This is a genomic window from Vibrio sp. J502 (assembly GCF_025397955.1).
GTDB classification, from domain to species: Bacteria; Pseudomonadota; Gammaproteobacteria; order Enterobacterales; family Vibrionaceae; genus Vibrio; species Vibrio anguillarum.
The window spans coordinates 1,705,235-1,724,529 of the sequence record NZ_CP104554.1 but is presented as its reverse complement, the minus strand read 5'-3'; the positions used below and the strand labels follow the sequence as shown (position 1 = coordinate 1,724,529).

The 19,295-nt window shown below is 43.6% G+C and carries 14 protein-coding genes; 9 read left to right on the top strand and 5 right to left on the bottom strand.

What is annotated here, in order from left to right; all coding sequences use genetic code 11:
• Positions 1–6 precede the first annotated feature (6 nt).
• Positions 7–1,320: a vanchrobactin export MFS transporter VabS gene (vabS, locus tag N5E84_RS07975; protein WP_019281790.1), complete on the top strand. Its 1,314-nt coding sequence runs from the start codon at positions 7–9 to the stop codon at positions 1,318–1,320.
• 263 nt (positions 1,321–1,583) lie between these two features.
• A complete protein-coding gene (locus N5E84_RS07970; RefSeq protein ID WP_175418686.1) occupies positions 1,584–2,507 on the top strand; it encodes an isochorismatase family protein in 924 nt (307 codons plus the stop codon).
• Between the two features lie 112 nt (positions 2,508–2,619).
• On the opposite strand, the gene vabE is transcribed toward N5E84_RS07970, so the two are convergent.
• Positions 2,620–4,251: a 2,3-dihydroxybenzoate-AMP ligase VabE gene (vabE, locus tag N5E84_RS07965; protein ID WP_081245437.1), complete on the bottom strand. Its 1,632-nt coding sequence runs from the start codon at positions 4,249–4,251 to the stop codon at positions 2,620–2,622.
• Positions 4,252–4,254: 3 nt separating this feature from the next.
• Positions 4,255–5,442 (bottom strand): isochorismate synthase, encoded by a 1,188-nt coding sequence (locus tag N5E84_RS07960; RefSeq protein ID WP_019281787.1) that lies wholly within the window; start codon positions 5,440–5,442, stop codon positions 4,255–4,257.
• Between the two features lie 176 nt (positions 5,443–5,618).
• On the opposite strand from N5E84_RS07960, the gene N5E84_RS07955 reads away from it, so the two are divergent.
• Positions 5,619–6,395 carry a 2,3-dihydro-2,3-dihydroxybenzoate dehydrogenase gene (locus N5E84_RS07955; protein ID WP_069212073.1) on the top strand — a complete coding sequence of 259 codons (777 nt, stop codon included), beginning with the start codon at positions 5,619–5,621 and terminating at the stop codon, positions 6,393–6,395.
• Between the two features lie 59 nt (positions 6,396–6,454).
• On the opposite strand, the gene N5E84_RS07950 is transcribed toward N5E84_RS07955, so the two are convergent.
• Entirely contained in the window at positions 6,455–7,531 is a 1,077-nt protein-coding gene (locus tag N5E84_RS07950; RefSeq protein WP_019281786.1) for a 3-deoxy-7-phosphoheptulonate synthase, read from the bottom strand.
• A gap of 241 nt (positions 7,532–7,772) precedes the next feature.
• On the opposite strand from N5E84_RS07950, the gene N5E84_RS07945 reads away from it, so the two are divergent.
• The 4 genes from N5E84_RS07945 (at position 7,773) to N5E84_RS07930 (ending at position 12,737) form a co-directional block, all read left to right on the top strand.
• Positions 7,773–8,723: a LysR family transcriptional regulator gene (locus tag N5E84_RS07945; protein ID WP_029388129.1), complete on the top strand. Its 951-nt coding sequence runs from the start codon at positions 7,773–7,775 to the stop codon at positions 8,721–8,723.
• Between the two features lie 127 nt (positions 8,724–8,850).
• Positions 8,851–10,773: a TonB-dependent receptor domain-containing protein gene (locus N5E84_RS07940; protein ID WP_019281784.1), complete on the top strand. Its 1,923-nt coding sequence runs from the start codon at positions 8,851–8,853 to the stop codon at positions 10,771–10,773.
• Positions 10,774–10,835: 62 nt separating this feature from the next.
• A complete protein-coding gene (locus N5E84_RS07935; protein ID WP_019281783.1) occupies positions 10,836–11,717 on the top strand; it encodes an alpha/beta hydrolase in 882 nt (293 codons plus the stop codon).
• Between the two features lie 264 nt (positions 11,718–11,981).
• Positions 11,982–12,737: an alpha/beta hydrolase gene (locus N5E84_RS07930; protein WP_232513682.1), complete on the top strand. Its 756-nt coding sequence runs from the start codon at positions 11,982–11,984 to the stop codon at positions 12,735–12,737.
• A gap of 124 nt (positions 12,738–12,861) precedes the next feature.
• On the opposite strand, the gene N5E84_RS07925 is transcribed toward N5E84_RS07930, so the two are convergent.
• Both N5E84_RS07925 and N5E84_RS07920 read right to left on the bottom strand, forming a co-directional pair.
• Complete coding sequence (locus N5E84_RS07925; RefSeq protein ID WP_069212077.1) at positions 12,862–13,755, bottom strand: LysR family transcriptional regulator; 894 nt, start codon at positions 13,753–13,755, stop codon at positions 12,862–12,864.
• Between the two features lie 56 nt (positions 13,756–13,811).
• Complete coding sequence (locus N5E84_RS07920; RefSeq protein WP_019281855.1) at positions 13,812–14,720, bottom strand: IS5 family transposase; 909 nt, start codon at positions 14,718–14,720, stop codon at positions 13,812–13,814.
• Between the two features lie 213 nt (positions 14,721–14,933).
• On the opposite strand from N5E84_RS07920, the gene N5E84_RS07915 reads away from it, so the two are divergent.
• Positions 14,934–16,040: an efflux RND transporter periplasmic adaptor subunit gene (locus N5E84_RS07915; RefSeq protein WP_234834153.1), complete on the top strand. Its 1,107-nt coding sequence runs from the start codon at positions 14,934–14,936 to the stop codon at positions 16,038–16,040.
• A 2-nt stretch (positions 16,041–16,042) separates the two neighbouring features.
• Positions 16,043–19,114 carry an efflux RND transporter permease subunit gene (locus N5E84_RS07910; protein ID WP_069212183.1) on the top strand — a complete coding sequence of 1,024 codons (3,072 nt, stop codon included), beginning with the start codon at positions 16,043–16,045 and terminating at the stop codon, positions 19,112–19,114.
• The last annotated feature ends 181 nt before the right edge of the window (positions 19,115–19,295 follow it).

Here is a 19,295-nt window from a genome sequence, read left to right as displayed (position 1 = left end):
AATAGTATGAATATAAAGAATATATTTTTAGATTTTAGCCTACTAAAAGACAACCCACATTTCCGAATGGTCTTTATGGCCCGCATGATGTCAGTGCTTGCTCTTGGCATGATGACGGTCGCAGTGCCGATACAGATACATCAAATGACCGGTTCGACCTTGCAGGTAGGCCTTATCATGGCATTGGATGGTATCGGGATGTTTGTTGGCCTGCTGCTAGGAGGCGTACTGGCCGATAAGTACGATCGCCGTCGATTGATTTTGTTCGCACGCGCGACCTGTGGTATTGGGTTTGCTGCATTAGCATTCAATAGCATAGTCGCGCAATCCTCCTTAGCGGCTCTCTATATCCTCTCGGTGTGGGATGGTTTTTTTGGCGCTATGGGTATGACGGCCTTGATGGCTGCTTTACCGACCATTGTTGGGCGACAAAAATTACCTGAAGCTGCCGCATTGAGCATGTTAACGGTTCGATTGGGTATGGTTCTTTCGCCAGCGATTGGCGGCTTACTGATCACTGTCGGTGATGTCAGTTGGAACTATATTGCGGCTTCTGTTGGAACGCTTTGTACGCTGATCCCACTGTTTAGATTACCTTCGATGAAGCCGCAACATCATACGCCAGAGAATCCATTTCAATCACTGTATGAAGGTGTTCAATTTCTATTTTCAAACAAAGTGGTTGGCTGTGTGGTGCTGTTTGGCACACTCGAAACATTAGCAACCGCGATTAGAGTGATGTTCCCTGCGTTAGCTTTAGTCTCATTTCAGGGTACCGCCGCTAACGCAGGTGTGATGTATTCGGCCATTCCGTTGGGGGCGATGTGTGGGGCACTGACTTCAGGTTGGGTGAAACAGTCGCAAAAGCCAGGAATGGTCTTAATCTACGCGACGCTAGGCTCATTTTTAGCGATTGTGGCTATGGGGCTTGTGAATAATTTTTGGTGGTTTGCTCTCATCTTAGTTGGCTATGGTTATTTGGGTTCGGTCGCTTCTCTGATTCAATATTCGATCGTACAAGGACACACTCCAGATCACCTGCTAGGCCGCGTAAGTAGCCTATGGACGGCCCAAGATGTATCGGGAGACTCGATAGGAGCACTCGGTTTAGGGGTGTTGGGTAAAGTGCTAGCACCAACGATGTCGATCCTCACTTTTGGTTTAGGTGCAACGGGAATTGGTGCGTTGATGGTGATGGCATTTCGCTCATTACGCCAAGCGACTCTGTTTGATCCAGCGCTTATCGTTAACACAAGCTCAGAACCTAACGTCGCCTCAGATGAGGTCACTTCCCAACCTGCGGCGCAAACGATGAATTAGCTATTCGTTTTGTGGTGGGCTCTTGTTGTGTTGTTGTGTTGTTGTGTTGTCGTGAGTCGAGAGCGATATGTTACGCATATAATTGAGAATTAATCTCATTAGCAATTGATTTTTATGCGTAGACTGCTTTAGTATTAATGAAATGATAATTGTTACCGTTTGAGTGGCGGTTGTCGACGAATACGAGCCTCTTATTTCTGAAGTCGTTATTAGCTTTAAGGCATCACGAACGAGAAAAGCCTCTTTTAACAAGGATTACATTTATGGCGATTCCCAAAATAGCCAGCTACTCCATTCCGCTGGCTGAAACATTTCCGAAAAATAAAGTTCATTGGCATGTCCAAGCCGATAGAGCGGTACTGCTCATTCACGATATGCAAAAGTACTTTATCAACTTTTTTGATCATTCTCAGGCACCCGTTCCTGAGTTATTAGCGAATATTTCAGAGCTGAAATCACTGGCTCGTCAGGCCAATATCCCCGTGGTGTACACAGCTCAACCCCCTAACCAAGACCCAGTAGAGAGAGCGTTACTGACTGATTTTTGGGGAACAGGGCTGACAAAAGATACCGAGATTGTGTCTGAGCTTTCACCTGAAGACGGGGATATCCAATACACCAAATGGCGTTATAGCGCGTTTAAGAAAACGCCGCTGTTGGAGTGGATGAAAGAGACACAGCGTGACCAGTTGATCATTGTGGGTGTCTATGCACATATAGGTATCTTATCTACGGCGTTAGATGCCTTTATGTTGGATATACAGCCTTTTGTGGTCGGTGATGCTGTGGCTGACTTCTCTTTGGAAGATCATCATCATACGTTGAAATACATCACAGAGCGTGTTGGCTGCGTGACTTCGCTTGAGGCACTAAAACCACAAATGATCCACAGACAAGAAACCAGATTATTGAGCCTTGAACAGATGCGTCAGCAAGTGGCTGAGCTATTGGATCTCGATTTAGATGAAGTGGATGTGGATGAGAAGCTCACTTTTCTTGGCTTAGATTCTATCCGCGCGGTTACCTTATTTGAATCATGGCGCAAGATGGGCATAGAGTGCGCCTTTTCAGAGATGATTAAATATTCAACTTTAAGAGAGTGGTGGCATGTGATGGAGCCTAGTGTTGTTGCTCAGTCGTCACATCAAGTCACGGACACGCGTTCCACTGAAGAGCAAGCGGTTTGAGTATACTGGGCGACTAGACTAGCGAAAGAGAACGCATCGCCTAGTAAAAGCCGATATCGACGATATCGGCTTTTCCATCTTCACGTTATTTTGAGCGCCTGTATTGCCATGATTAGTGAGAGTATTGAGTTCTTAACCATTTTTTGTTGACTTTGCCCACAGGGGTTTTGGGTAATTCATCGACGAAATGGATGTGATCAGGGATCTTAAATTCTGCTAATCCTTGAGCGTGTAAAAATCGTTTCAGAGTAATGGATTTGAGCGTTTTACCGTTATCTGGAACGACAATGGCGCAACTGCGTTCACCAAGAAACTCATCAGCAATAGCAACCAAAGCCACATCATGAACATCCTGATGTTGAAGTAGCAGGTTTTCAACCTCTTCGGCTGCGATTTTTTCACCACCACGATTAATCTGATCTTTCTCTCGTCCCGTGACGATAATATTGCCCTCAGCCGTCCTACGCACTCTGTCACCTGTGATATAGAAGCCTTGGTCGGTGAATGAGCACTGGTTATGTTCTGGAGCTCGGTAATAACCTCGAATCGTATAAGGGCCTCTGGTCATGAGTAAGCCTTCCTCACCCATGGCGGCGGGCTCACCCTCATCGTTGATTATCATCACTTCATCATCAGCTGAAATTGGACGTCCTTGAGTAGTAACAATCACGCTGAGTGGGTCATCAAGTCGTGTGTAATTAACCAACCCTTCAGCCATTCCAAACACTTGCTGTAATTGACAGTGGAGAGTCGTCGGTAAGCGCATTGCTGCGGCCTCACTAAACTTCGCCCCGCCGACTTGTACCAGAGTGAGGCTCGCGATGTTTTCTGTAGCGGACTCGGCGTATTTCATCCACAGTAGCGCTAACGGCGGCACTAGTGCTGCGACAGTAATGTGGTGCTTCTCAATTAAACGGAAAGCGGTGTGCGGTGTGGTATCGGAAGCGAGCACGACACAACCGCCGGCGTAAAAGACGCCCAGTGCACCGGGCGAGCTGAGTGGAAAGTTATGCGCAACGGGAAGAACACACAAATACCTCGTTTGTGGGCCAAACTGACAAATTTGAATGCTACCAAGTACGCTATAAGCGTAGTCATTGTGCGTACGAGGGATCAATTTGGGAGTACCGGTCGTTCCGCCGGAAAGCTGAAAAAAAGCCACTTGATCAGCAAAGACCGAATCAGTAATAGGATCGTCTTCCCCGCAGTGGTAAAGCGTATCTAATTCCTGAATTTGCTCGTGTGAGGATTGACCGCAAACAATGGTATGCAAGAGAGAAGGGCAACTACTTCGTAGTTTCTGAGCGGTTTGCTGCGCGTCAAAGCCCACGATATCGTCTGAAAAAATATAGGCTTTGGCCTGAGTATGTTGGCAAAAATAGCTCAGCTCTAGATAGCGGTGCGCTGGCAGAGCAAGGACAGGTTTAATGCCTCGCATGGTCAAGGCAAAAAAGCAGAGATAGAATTCAGCACGATTGGCCATTTGTAGTACGACATTATCACCCCGCTGCAAACCTAGGGAGCTCAAGCCAGCCGCAAGGCTTATCATTTTCTGATATAAATTTTGATAGCTGTACTGGCCGAACTCATCAATCAGTGCGATGGCGTCAGGGCTTTTTTTGACGGAATCACTGAAATAATCAAATAAGGTTCTTTGTTGCCAGTAGCCTTGTTCACGATAGCGCTGGCTGAATTGCTCAGGCCAAGGGGTAAAATCGGTCGGGTTAAGATTATTCATGACCACTCCTTAGGCGGTAAGTAATTCATCAATTTCAATACCAGCGGCTTTCAAAATGGTGCTCATTTTTGCCCCTGTTTCATCGAGTTCACTCTGCGGTGAGGATTCATTCACAATGCCAGCTCCAGCGAACACACTCATCTCATTTTGGCTCACTTCAGCGCAGCGTATCGTGACAACCCACTCGCCATTCCCCCTAGCATCGCACCAACCGATCATGCCAGTGAAGTAGCCGCGGTCGAAGGTTTCGATCTGCTTAATCGCTTGATAAGCCGATAATCTTGGATAACCACACACCGCGGGTGTTGGGTGTAACTCTGCTGCAATGCGCAGCGAGTTAATCATCGGATCATCGGCTTGCCCTTCAAGCACTGTTGATAAATGCAGCATCGTTTCGGTTTCAATCACTGATGGAACCATAGGGGTAAATAAGTTATGGCAGTAGCGGCTGAGTACTTTCTCGACTTCCTCGACGACGAAGGCATGTTCATTCAGATCTTTTTGCGTATCAAGTAATGAAGCGGAGCGCTGTTGGTTTTGCACCGCATTGTTTGATTTAGGCCGCGAGCCCGCTAGGGGGTTAGAAACGATAAACCCGCCTTTCTTCGCCAACAACAACTCGGGACTGGCGCCCATTAACTTGGCGTTAGGGCCAATTTCAGTAGAAAAAGTGTAGCCATTGCGATTGATGGACAACAGATTACGCAATAAACGAGTTTGATCGATGTGTTGCGGAGTCGAGAGTTTCACTAAACGTGATAGCACCACTTTTGATAGTTCGGTGGTATTAAACAGCTCAAGTAAGGTTGTGACTCCTTGTTTGTAGTCGTTGCCTGTTGGCGGTGAAACAATGGTCGCTTTGTGGCTCTGCTGCTCCTCTTTTTCACTGGCCCGCGGGCTACCAGAAACATAGAGCTTTTCTGGAATAAAGAAACGCGTCGCCGTCTCTTCATTAAAAGGAATCGTCGCAAATAAAATAGGATTATCGTACTCATCTGTTTTTGCTGCTTCTAGCATCTTGGTTGCTTGATCCGCCAGCTCGCAGAATGGGATCGCCTGATTGAACTGATGAGCAATTCCCACGCCAAGCATGGTGTTGTGAGGCGAAGCAAAAAAGAAGGGAGATTCTTTTAAGTGCTCATCCAATAGCTGATTAGCCATTTTTGAAAACCCAATAACTTCACGTTTCATCACCAAAACTCCATTAATAACGTGTTACGCCTAATTGCTTATTATTTTACAAACCACTAAAGTACGCAGATTATATATGATAATAATTATCAATAACAAATGATAATTAATGTTATTAACTGAGGGTGAGATTCGGTTATGGCTATGGTTTAGTGTGGATTTAACGGAGTAAAGTTAGGAAAATGATGAAATTAGACGAAACGGTTTTATTGACTGGAGCCGGACAGGGGATTGGTTATGCGGTATTGGAATCTTTACTGGCGAGCGGTTATCGAGTTGTAGCGACGGATAGAAATCACCACCAATTAACTCAGCAATTAGCGAGTTTGAACGCGCGCTATACTGAGCAGCTTCATTGCTATGAGCTTGATTTACAGCATCATGACGACGTAAAAAAAAGGGTACAAGAACTGAATGAGCGCTATCAGTTTGATCATTTCATCAGCTGCGCTGGTATATTGCACCTTGGTTCAATAACCGAATTATCGATGTCAGAGATCAAAGCGATGTTTGATGTCAATACGTTTGGCACCTTAGCCGCTTTGCAAGGGGTTACGATAGGAATGAAAGTGCGCCAGCGTGGCAATGTTATTGTGATTGGCTCTAATTCAGCGAATACGCCTCGGCTCAATATTGGAGCATATGCGGCATCTAAATCGGCTTTGCATATGTTGGTCAAGTGCGCAGCTCTTGAGCTTGCAAACGATGGAATTCGATGCAATATCGTTAGCCCAGGCTCAACACGCACCGAAATGCAAACGCAGTTATGGAACAGCGAATATGGTGAAAGAGAAGTGATAAAAGGTAATCTTGAACAGTACCGTTTGGGGATACCCCTTGGCAAAATGGCGGAGCCCGAAGACATTGCTGGGGTTGTTATGTTTTTGATGTCCAATGCAGCAAGTCAAATCACCATGCATGATTTGAGAGTGGATGGCGGCGCTACGCTCGATAATTAGGTGAAGGCCGCTGACGGTAGGCAAGGTGAAGCAAGTAGGAGCTTCACCTTAGTGGTCGTTTACACTGGAGCGGGCTGACAATATTGCTGCTGTTGAAGTGTTGCGACCGCATCATCGAGCGTATTTAAAAAGCACATTGTATCCTCCCAACTTAAGCACTCATCAGTGATGGATTGGCCGTAGCAGAGCGGGCCTTTATCCAAAGCTTGGCTACCGCCTTGCAAAAAGCTTTCGCACATTACCCCCGCAATGTAGCGCTCTCCAGACAGCAGTTGCTGGGCTATGTTGTTTATTACATCCAATTGATTCTTAGCGATTTTTCCACTATTGCCGTGGCTGCAGTCAACCACTAGCCTACTACTGAGTTGGCTATGGTGTAATTGATAAGCCGCACTTTTAACACTGTGACTTGCATAGTTTGGCGTGACACCACCACGTAAAATAATATGGCAATATGGATTACCTTGAGTTTGCACCGCTACCGGTTGTCCATTCTCACCCGCCATAATCAACAGATGTGAATCGTTAGCGGCATGAATCGCATCGATTGCAATGGTCGTATTGCCGTCAGTACCATTTTTAAAACCAATAGGGCAGTGCAATGCTGACGCGAGTTGGCGATGCGGTTGTGATTCAGTGGTTCTTGCGCCAACCGCACCCCAACAAATAAGGTCCGCGATATACGGAGCGATATGCGTATCTAAAAACTCAGTCGCTGTTGGTACACCTAGTGCTAAGACTGACTTGAGTAATTCACGGCTAGAGCTGAGCCCTTTGAGTAAGTTAAATTGACCGTTGAGATCAGGGTCAACCATGTATCCTTTCCAGCCAGTCCGCGTTCTCGGTTTTTCAAAATAGGTTCGCATCACCAACTTGAGAGTGCTGCTGAACTGTTTTTGTGCCTTTGCGAGTCTGTGTGCATAGTCAATTGCAGCCTCAGGGTCGTGGATTGAACATGGCCCAATAATCACCAACATCCTTGAGTCACGACCCGCCAAGATATTTTGAATATCTTGGCGGTGTTGGTGAACGGCCATTGATCGTTGATTATTGGTTTCTGATGATTGGTCTAGAAGGTAGAGATTGGGTAAAGGAGTGATTGATGAAGCGTTCATCACATTATGTAGAGATTTCATGAGCACTATCCGCATAAACATTACGACGTAATGATAATTATTATCATTAATTATTTCCGATAGTGTGAAACATTTGTACAATTGTCAATATGTAAACAGATTTAAATCAAAATGGAGGAACGCGTTTAAAATGAAGTAGTAGCAATGATCAATGACTATTATGTTTATGATGATTGTGCTTTTTTATGCCCATTTGGCTGGTATTCTTGTATATACATATTTTTATCAAAGAGCTTTCACTATGGACATATCTCAGGTTGATATCAATTCTCTACTGATTCTTAAGAGTTTACTCGAAGAAAAGCATGTCTCGAATACAGCACTGAGAATGAATGTTAGCCAATCGTCAGTCAGTCGTGCACTGCAAAAGATGCGCACGCTATTTTCCGATGAACTTTTGGTCCGAACCCATTCAGGCTATGAGTTAACGCCGAAAGCCTCGAATATTAAGCAAGACATCAATTTGGTGATCAATAGTTTAGAAGTATTGGTTAACAAACAGTCCTTTACTCCCCAAACGACGACAAGTACTGTACGATTTTTTGGACTCCAGCCGCAGATCAATACCTTAATGCCCACGGTGATTAGTGAGATTCGCCGTCAAGCACCGAAAATGACCATTAGTATTGATATTACAGCTAAACGGCACTTCGAAGCCTTGATTGCGGGTGATGTGCATTTTGTTCTATCCGCTCACCAGCCCCCCAGTTCCGATCAAAATTTATACCGAATGACAGTAGCCAAACGTGAGTTTAAACTGCTCATGAGTCGGGAGCATCTGCTTGCCGAGCAAACTCTCTCGGCGGACAAATTACTCCATTGCTGCTTCGGACAAATTTCTTTGCAGGGAGAAAAAACCCTCTCGTTTGAACATAAATTTATTGAGCTTGGCTTAGTCGATAAAAAGAATCGCCTATCGGTCCCTGTCTTGCTCAGTCATTTCAGTTCTGCTGCGAATATCGCAGCGACAAGCGATATCATCTTCCACCTGCCAGCCGCTTACGCCGACGAGGCATGTCTAGATAGTCGCTTAATCACAAGAGAAGTCCCGAGCGAACTCCGCTTAGAATTTACCTCGGTATATCTCTATTGGCACAAGCGATTTCATGATGATGCGATGTGTGAATGGGTGCGTTCGATTTTCAAACAATACTATGTAGAAGATCATACGGAAAATCTGATAATTGCATAACTTGTAGTAGCGTTATGCAATATGCGGATAGTGATATTCGCATTCCCAAATACGATTCTAGTTGCTAATTATTATTACTACACATCTAATTGATAACAATTATCAATAGCGATATGGATGTGCCATTATGCAATCTGCCCTCTTTACTCGTCATTCTTTATCTACGATTGCAGTTAAACTCAGTATCATGGGGTTAAGCGTCGGTGTGCAGGCCCCAGTTCAGGCAGAAGAGATTGCCAAACAAACAATGGAGACCTTGGTTGTTACCGCCTCGGGTTATGACAAGGTCGTCACGGAGGCACCTGCATCGATCAGTGTGATTGACCGTGAGCGACTTGACAGCCGTTCCTACAAAGACTTAACTGATGCCCTGAAAGATCTACCGGGTGTGGTGATCACGGGGGGTGGATCGCGTCAGGAAATTTCGTTACGAGGGATGCCTTCTGAATATACCGTTATTCTTGTCGATGGACGCAAACAGTCAGGTCGTGAAACACAAGTAAGTAGTGGGGGCGGTTTTGAGCAGGACTGGTTGCCACCACTCAATGCCATTGAGCGTATCGAAGTGGTCCGTGGCCCGATGTCGACATTATATGGTTCTGATGCGATCGGTGGTGTTATCAACATCATTACCCGCAAAGATTATCAGCAGTGGCACGGTAGCCTTCGCGCTGAAGCGACACTACAAGAAAATACGCAATCAGGTGACTTCTATCAAGGAGAGCTCTATGCTGCCGGTCCGCTTGTGGATAATTTACTCAGCGCTTCACTGTCAGGTTTGTATCAAGAGCGTAAAGAAGATGAGATCTTGTATGCCAATGGTGGTAAAGAGCTGCAAAGTTATCGCGCATCGCTTTATCTCACGCCAACGGATGACGATACCCTGACCTTCGATTATACCTATCATGATCAGCAACGCATCAATACTGAAAATAAGTCTCGAAAGGCAAATGCAGAAACCAATAACCACCGTCGCTCTTTCGGTCTGGCTCATTCTGGTACTTATAAGTGGGGACAGGGCCAATCGTATTGGACCCATGAAAAGGTAGAAAATGTGGGTCGTCAACTGGAAGTAGAAAATACCAGCGTCAATACACAATGGTCGATACCTGTTGGCGAGCATTATCTGACGGTGGGGGCCGCTTACGAAAAACAGCAACTGGATAATCGCCAGTTTTTGTTTAAAAACACCCAGTGGTCTTTGTATGCAGAAGATGAATGGTATTTAACGGACTTGTTAGCACTAACGGCAGGGCTTCGTTTGGATGATAATGACCAATTTAATACTCAACTGAGTCCACGTTTGTACGGCGTTTATACCTTAAATCACCATTGGACGGTAAAAGGTGGGCTCTCGACAGGGTATCGCGCACCCAGTTTGACGGAGATGGAAGGCGATTGGGTACAAGAAAGCTGCAATGGTCGCTGCGAGGTCTTTGGCAACCCAGACCTGAAAGCTGAAACATCCGTCAATACGGAAGTTGGGCTCTATTTTGTTGGCGATGACACGCTCACGTCGAACGTCACGCTCTTTTACAACCGCTTCGAGAATAAAATAGATACGGTCAATCTTGATGCCAACTGTACTGGCCGAGCTTGTGATGCAACCTACATCAATATCGAAGATGCTAAGACGTATGGAGCGGAAGTCTCTATCTCGAAAAATATTACGCAGACGCTGAATGCGGCGGCAACCTATACCTATACCGAGAGTGAGAAACAGTCCGGTGAGGACAAAGGATTACCACTCACTCAGATGCCTAATCATCTAGTGACCATTAATACCGATTGGTCTGTGGCAGATGATCTCAATTTATGGGCTCGGATCTCTTATCGAGGTGAAGAAAAACAAGCTATCACCAAAGATTCGAGTAACGTTTTAGCCCCTTCTATCACCTATTTTGATCTTGGTAGCAATTGGCAACTGAACGCCAATGTCAAGCTCATGGCGGGCATCTACAATCTGTTTGCTCAAGAAACTACTTACCAAGAATACGGATACGCGGAAGATGGGCGTCGTTACTGGTTTGCCATCAACACGTCATTCTAATATCCCTTTTAAACAACACTCTTCTGGTGATAAATGATCGCCAGAAGAGTTGAGAATTGATCATGAGAAAAGTTATTTATTTCCTGCTGCTGTGTTTCTTTACATCACCAAGTTTAAGTGCAGACGTTAATGCGAGAGTGAGCAAAGATATTGTCTATAAAACCATTGATGGACAAGATCTTAAGCTCAATGTCTATTTTCCTAAGGCGTCCAGCGCTGAGCGTCCACCGTTACTGATTTGGATTCATGGCGGAGCATGGAAGAGAGGCAGTAAAGAGGCGATCGAAACGGATAATCGGCGACTGCTTGATTCGGTACTTGATCAAGGCTATGCCCTTGCAGCTGTTGATTATCGGTTAAGCGGGCAAGCGAGCTTTCCTCAACCGGTGATCGATATTAATGACGCGATCAATTTTTTGCATCAAAGGTCAGATGAGTACCATTTTGATGCTAAACAAGTAGTGTTGATGGGCCGCTCTGCTGGTGGACATCTCGCTGGGCTAATAGGGACGCTCAACGCTCATCGCGAGTTGGGCTTTCCGTTTGAGCCAAAATACCAAGTCGCGGCAGTGGTGAGTTTCTTTGGGCCGATGGATTTATTAGCTCTAGGCAATGCGAAAGGCGACAAAACTACTCAAAATTCATCGGTTTCTAAATTTCTCGGCGCTATTCCAGCTCAAGCTCCGGAGTTGGCGAAACAAGCCTCTCCGATCAGCTATGTTTCAGCCCAAACTCCACCGTTTCTTTTGCTGCATGGCAACAAGGATAAACAAGTACCGATAGTGCAAAGTATTGAGTTTCAAAAACAGCTTGATCAACATGGAATTGAGAACCAACTTTTGATTGAACCAGATGTGGGCCACAGTGCGAAAGTCTTTGATACGGAGAAATATGTGCCTGCCGTTATTACTTTTATCCAACACTATTTACCGGTAAATAATTGAAGTCAATTGTCAATTATTATTGGTGACAGAGTGAAATGTAAATAAATGCAAAATGAATGGAGAAGTAGTTTCATTACTTTAACATTAGCTCGTGTACTATATTAAGAGGTCATTGTAATGAAAATAGCAACAGTGGCGCTAACAACCCTTATCAGTATTGTCATACTAGTTGGTTGTAGCGCGAGAAATAGGAATGAGACCACACAACTCCCTGTTCAAAAACAAACGATAGTTTATAAGACCGTGAACGGAAAAGAGTTGGCGTTGGATCTTTATCTGCCCAATCAGAAACAAGCTACACCTTTACTCGTATGGGTTCATGGTGGGGCATGGATGCGCGGATCGAAAGATGAATTTGTCACTAAAAATGGGCAATTAGCGAACTCGTTATTAAACCATGGCTACGCTGTCGCGGCGGTGAATTATCGCTTAAGCAGCGAAGCTACGTTTCCTGCACCTGTAGCGGATATTAACGATGCGATCAATTATCTGATCGATCACCATCAGGAATACTCTTTAAAGAGCGATAGCGTTGTGATGATGGGCCGCTCTGCGGGTGCGCATTTAGCGATGTTAGTGGCGACGTCTAATGCCCATGACAGTGGTTTTTACCTAGCAGGGCATGAGCCGCGTTATAAAGTATCCGCGGTCGTGGATTTTTTTGGACCGAGTGATCTTGTTGAGTTGAAAGGAAACAGTGGGGAAATCGATCATGATGCGCCAGACTCATCACAAGCCAAAATGCTGGGTAAATTCGCAAGAGAAGATGCTGATTTTGCTAAATGGGCTTCTCCAACAACTTATATTGATGACACAACGCCACCTTTTATTCTCTTTCATGGCCTCAATGATACGACGGTACCGTATAGCCAAAGTGAGTATTTAAAAAGTGTGCTTGATAATTATAACGTAGAGAATCATCTTTATTTGGTTGAGGGGGCTCACCATGGTGACCCTATCTTTGATACCGAGCCCTATGTAGCTAAAGTGCTGGACTTTATTCAAGCGAAGGTTGAGTAAAGCAATATTTTTATTTGGTTAATAGTCTGTTTGGAGTTGTGGTTACTTGGGCGACAACTCCAATTTATATTGAGGATATAATGTTTATGAACCTAAAATCTATTCTTTTTTTATTATGTAATGGTTATTCAATAACCAGCGGTTCAACTTCTTTATAGATAAATTCTATTAGCGCTTTTGCTGCTCGAGATAAGCTACTGCGATTGGGATAAACTAACCACCCTGTATATTTAATCGAATCGGTTTTTGTTAATAAGTGTACTAATTTTCCTTTTTCTACTTCAGGCTTAGCTAGATGATTAGGGTGATAGATTATTCCTTGGTGTTTAATACAGGCACTAGTTATTAGTGCGATATCATTGACGACAAGTTTTCCTTTTGCCTGAAACGTTTGTCCGTTAGATAAAGGAAACTGTCTTGCTAATTTTCCATCAGGCATTCTCTGAATAATAAAATTATGCTGTTTTAATTCATCTTCAGTATGCGGATGTCCATATTTCTCTAAATAGTTAGGACTAGCATAATAGCCCATAGTAATAGTTTTTAATGGGCGTGCAATTAAACTTGAATTTTCTAATTGTTTTCCAATTCGAATGGCAATATCTATATTATCTTTAATTAAATTTCGATCATCTGCATTGATGATTATCTCAATATGTACTTTAGGGTGCTTCTCCATAAATTTAAATACTGATTTTTCAAAAACATCTACTCCCGGTAATGGGAGTAACTGTAATCGTAGGTGTCCATTTAGCTCAAGTGAGTCATGCGTCATATCTTCAATTACGGAATCGAAATCTGCGAGGAGGGGTTGAGTGCGTTGATAAAAGAGCCGCCCATTCTCCGATAAGGTGATTGCCCGTTGATGACGATGAAATAAGCTTACTTTAAGCTCTATTTCTAGATTTTTAATCCGTCGACTTAAGTTAGATTTAGGCAAATCTAGTAATTCTGAGGCTTTCGTTAAATTACCTGCATCCACAATTAAGTGAAATAACTTAATATCTTCTAGTTTCATACGGCGTTGTTGATCAAATCAGCTTGAAAATCAACGACGCCATATATGACTAGCTGTCAGTTTCTGACAGGCATTCCTAGTCCTATGACTTTGTTTATGGCTTTGACATTCGCCATGATTTCGCCCACTTGAGCGTTATAACATCTCATACTCAATGTACCGCTAGTCAGTCCTTTATATCGGGACATTGCCGTCTCAGATATTGAGCGATAGTGATAACCAGACTCGGCTTTCCATTTCGGTATTGACCCATTTTTCAGAGCTGTTACTGCTCCGTTTCTGGGATGGCCATCTTCCCAAAGTGCTGCATTCTTTCGAGGCGGTATCAGCGGGATACAACCCTTCTTTTTCAGAGTATCATGGCAATTTTTGGTGTCATATGCTCCATCGGCAGATACGGCTGTGACCTTTCTGCGTAGCGGGTTGAGCAACGTAGGTAGTACTTCACTATCGCCCACATTGACAAGGCTGACTTCCGCACTTATCGCTTCGTGAGTGTCTACATCAACAGCTAAGTGCAGCTTACGCCATGTTCTGCGCTTTTCTGCACCATGCTTTTTCACTTTCCATTCACCCTCACCAAAGACTTTGAGGCCAGTCGAGTCAATGGCAATATGGCGAATAGCCCCTCTAGATTTATTGCGATATTTGACTTGAACTGTCTTTGAACGTTTACTGATACAGGTGTAGTCAGGAGATGTCAGCGGAACATCCAATAGCTCGAAAATCGAGTCGATAAAGCCTTGAAGTGCACGCAATGGCAGAGAGAAGATGCCCTTAATCATCAAAGCAGTTTCAATCGCTGTATCAGAGTACTGGAATCCTCTACCACGCTTACCATGGTGGGTTTTGCATTGCCATGCATCAATGGCTGAGTCATCTATCCAGAATGTAACCAAACCACGTTTGCACAAAGCCTTATTGTACTCCGCCCAGTTAGTTATCTTCTTTTTCGCTTTACCCATGTCACCACCGTTCCAATCCTCTCAAAGGATCAGATCACAGGATTTGGAAAAGGTTCAACTGATTTAGGCAACAACGCCGTTTCATACTGTAAGTGTCTTTGTTTCATTTTTCGGAACTCAATGTTTCACATTGTTGTGTTTTTTGCAATCAGATTGCTCCCTATAATGAACTTTTATCAATAGATAGATCTCAAGGATACTATGTTGAAATTTATGCTTTATCCGATTACCAGCGCATTTGCACTATCAACTTTGCTTGCTGGTTGTAACTTTGCCAGCCAAGAGGATGTCCCTAACTCCAGCACACCTCGCTCGGTGAAACTGATTCATGTTGATCAATTATCTTCGTCACAACAACGGCGTTTTCCTGGCAAGCTGTATGCGAGCCAGCAGGCAGACCTTGCTTTTAGAATTAGCGGTGAACTGATTCAACTTGATTTAGTGGAAGGGCAATATGTTGCTCAAGGTGACATTCTTGCCGAGTTAGATAAACGTGATGCTATCAACGCCCTGCTTAATGCAAAAGCAAACTTTGAACTTGCTCAAGTTGACTTTAAACGGAAACAAACGCTACTCAACCGGAGACTGATTTCAGCGTCCGATGTAGATAGTGCTCGTGCGGTCTTAAAATCAGCAGAAGCTAGCTTGAGAGCGAATCAAGATCAATTAGCCTATACCACGTTATATGCTCCATTTTCAGGCGTTATAGGAAAGGTACATACTGATAACTACCAAATGATTCCATCGAATCAGACGATTATCACCTTGCAAAATATTGATACCTTTGATCTGAAAATTCAATTGCCTGAATCTGTGCTTCTTGATTTAAAAAATTCCATGAACCTTGAAGATATAAATGCCTTTGCGCAGTTCGATAGCTTTGTTAAAGGGCAACGTTTTTTGTTGAATTATAAAGAGCACAGTTATCTTGCGGCGGAAGGAACACAAACCTATGAAATGACCTTTACTTTAACTGCACCAGAACTCACGCATCTATTACCTGGAATGAGTACGACGGTTTCGATTGATATGATAGCAGCGACTTCCCATCGTACTTCGATTTCACTTTTACCGTTGAGTGCGTTAGTGAGAACGAGTCAGGATTTTTCTGATAAAGGTGAGCATGCTGCATCGGTTTGGGTATATCAACCAGAGACTCAGACGTTGAAATTAACCCCTGTTTTATTAGGTAATTTGCATGCTGAGGGTATTGAAGTTTTGTCTGGTCTTGAGGTAGGTGACCAAGTGGTTGCTAATGGAGTCAACTCGCTAACGGATAAAGAGCTAATTAAACCTCTTATCTGGGCGAGAGGGGTATAACTATGAACGCTGCACTCTATAGCATTAATCATAAAGTGATCAGCTGGATGGTTGTACTGTTGATGCTGGTTGGAGGGGCAATATCCTTCACGAATTTAGGTCAACTTGAGCAGCCTGAATTTACGATCAAGACAGCCTTAGTGATTACTAACTATCCGGGAGGGAGTCCCGAACAAGTTGAAGAAGAAGTGACGCTTCCATTAGAAGATGCAATTCAGCAGATGTCACAGATAAAGCATATTACGTCAATCAATAGTGCTGGCCTATCTCAAATCGAAGTAGAAATCAGCGATCAATATGATAAACATAGCTTGCCACAAGTATGGGATGAACTACGCCGAAAAGTAAACGATGCTCAAGGAATTATGCCTACTGGCGTCAGCACATCAGTGATTGTTGATGATTTTTCCGATGTTTATGGTTATATGCTCAATCTTACTGGGGAAGGTTATAGTTATAGAGAGCTACACAATTTCAGTAATTTGTTACGCCGTGAGCTCGTGTTAATACCTGGTGTAAAAAAAGTCTCAGTAACGGGCATTCCACAAGAGATCGTTGTGGTTGAAATGAGCCAGCAAAAGTTAGCTGCATTGGGATTAGAGCCTGATTACATCTATGGCTTATTGCAAACCCAAAATGTGGTTTCCAATGCAGGGAAAATGCTAGTCGGTGATTATCGAATACGAATTCATCCAACAGGTGAACTGGCAGATATTACCGAAATGAAGCACATCTTAGTTAGTCCAGCGGGTAGTGATAAATTAATTTATCTGGGGGATATTGCTAAGATATATCGAACGACCACAGAAGCACCAAGCGAGATTTATCACAGTAATGGAGAAAAGGCTCTATCTGTCGGTATTTCCTATTCTTCAGGCGTTAATGTTGTCGATATTTCTCGTGCAATCAGCCAGCATATAGGATCGCTGTCGGCGGAAATTCCCGTAGGAATGCAACTTAATGTGATTTATGATCAAGGAGCGATCGTGGATAAAGCCGTTAGCGGATTTATCATCAACCTTGCTCAGTCAGTTGCGATTGTAATTCTCGTTTTACTGGTGTTTATGGGGTTAAAATCCGGAGTTCTGATGGGCGCCGTTTTAACAATTACCATACTTGGCACGTTTATTGTGATGAATGTATTTGGAATTCAGTTACAGAACGTTTCGCTTGGCGCTTTGATCATTGCTTTGGGAATGTTAGTTGATAATGCGATCGTTGTCACTGAAGGTATTATTATTGGCATTAGAAAAGGATTAAGTCGTAAGGAGGCTGCTAGTCGTATTGTCAAACAAAGCCAAGGACCGCTATTAGGTGCGACCATCATTGCGATTATGGCTTTTGCACCGATTGGTCTTTCATCGGATGCTACTGGTGAGTTTTGTGCATCCTTGTTCCAAGTGTTGCTTATCTCATTATCAATTAGTTGGGTTACGGCAATTACCATTACACCGTTCTTTTGTTATTTGCTTTTTAAGGATGGGGATAAAAGTAATGCTGAAACAAATCCTTATAACGGAGTGATTTTTACTCTATACGATAAGATATTATCGTCTGCAATGCGTTATCGACTTTTGAGTTTAATCATCGTAGTCATCATGCTCATTGCTACTGTAATCGGTATGACGAAGGTAAAAAATGTATTTTTCCCAGCCTCAACTACACCTATTTTTATGGTTGATATCTGGATGCCAGAAGGTACAGATATCTTAGGTACAGAGACGTTAGTAAACCGTATTGAACATGATTTATTAAATACTTACGATGAACACGGTATTGTGAATATTACCTCGGTAATAGGACAGGGTGCTCAACGATTTGCATTAACATATCAACCGGAGAAAACGTATGCCGCTTATGCTCAATTAATGATTGAGATGAGAGATTTAGAAAATCTAGCGCAGTTTCTACCTTGGCTAGAACAACATCTAAGACAAGCTTATCCCGAAGCTGAATACCGTGTAAAAAAAATGGAAAATGGCCCATCTCCAGCTGCCAAAATAGAGGCGAGATTGTATGGTGATAATCCTATAATACTTCGGCAATTATCAGAACAAGTTAAGGATATCTTTAATCAAGAACCTGACGCAGATAATATTCGTAGCACTTGGCGAAATAAGCAATTAATTATTCGTCCGCAAATTGATTTAGCTCGTTCACGTGAAATTGGCATTAGTAAGCAAGATCTAGATACGGCTTTACTACGTAACTTTAATGGTCAACAGATTGGTATTTATCGTGATGGTTCACACCAATTACCTATCATCGCTCGTTCCCCAGCGAATGAACGTAAAAATGCTAATAGTTTAAATGAGCTACAAGTGTGGAGTTCTAAATATCAGGACTTCGCCCCGATAACTCAGCTAGTTAGCAGTTTTGCAAGTGAATGGGAGAACCCAATCATAATGCGTCGTGATAGAAAGAGAGTTATTACTGTATTAGCAGATCCAGCAACCCACAGCCATGAAACCGCAGATTCACTACTGAAAAAAGTGCGCTATAAGGTAGAGGCTTTGGAGTTACCTGTTGGGTATACATTGGAGTGGGGAGGCGAGTTTGAAACCTCATCTGAAGCCCAGCAAGGGTTAGCTAGCTCTATCCCTATGGGTTATTTAGCGATGTTTTTAATTACCGTTTTGCTTTTTAATTCGCTTCGACAGCCGATCATTATTTGGTTGACCGTACCTCTTGCGGTGATAGGCGTTGCTTTTGGTCTGTTAGCACTCGATGCGCCTTTGAGTTTTATGGCAGTCTTAGGAATGCTGAGCTTAAGCGGGATGATTATCAAAAACAGCATTGTATTGGTTGATCAAATCAATTTGGAACTAAAAGAAGGTAAACCGCCTTATCATGCTGTTTACCAATCGGCCGTGAGTCGTGTTAGGCCTGTCGGGATGGCGGCATTAACGACGATGTTGGGGATGGTTCCTTTACTCTCTGATCCTTTCTTTCAGTCGATGGCGGTGACGATAGTGTTTGGTTTAGGTTTTGCCACTGTGCTAACTTTGGTTATCTTACCTGTGATTTATACGCTTATATATCGAATAAAAGTTGAACCTTTTGTAGCAGATTGATGTTGTAACCTCAGGTTAAGGGGATATGGCTCCCAGCGGGGGCCGAATCCAAACCGATAGAGGCTTGTCTGTAGTGGTACAGTACTCCAAGTTAGCGAGATGACCTTATCCAAGATCTTGATAAAATTGGTCTATAGACATATGGCCATCATTTAGTGATGAATGACTGAGCGCCTAAATG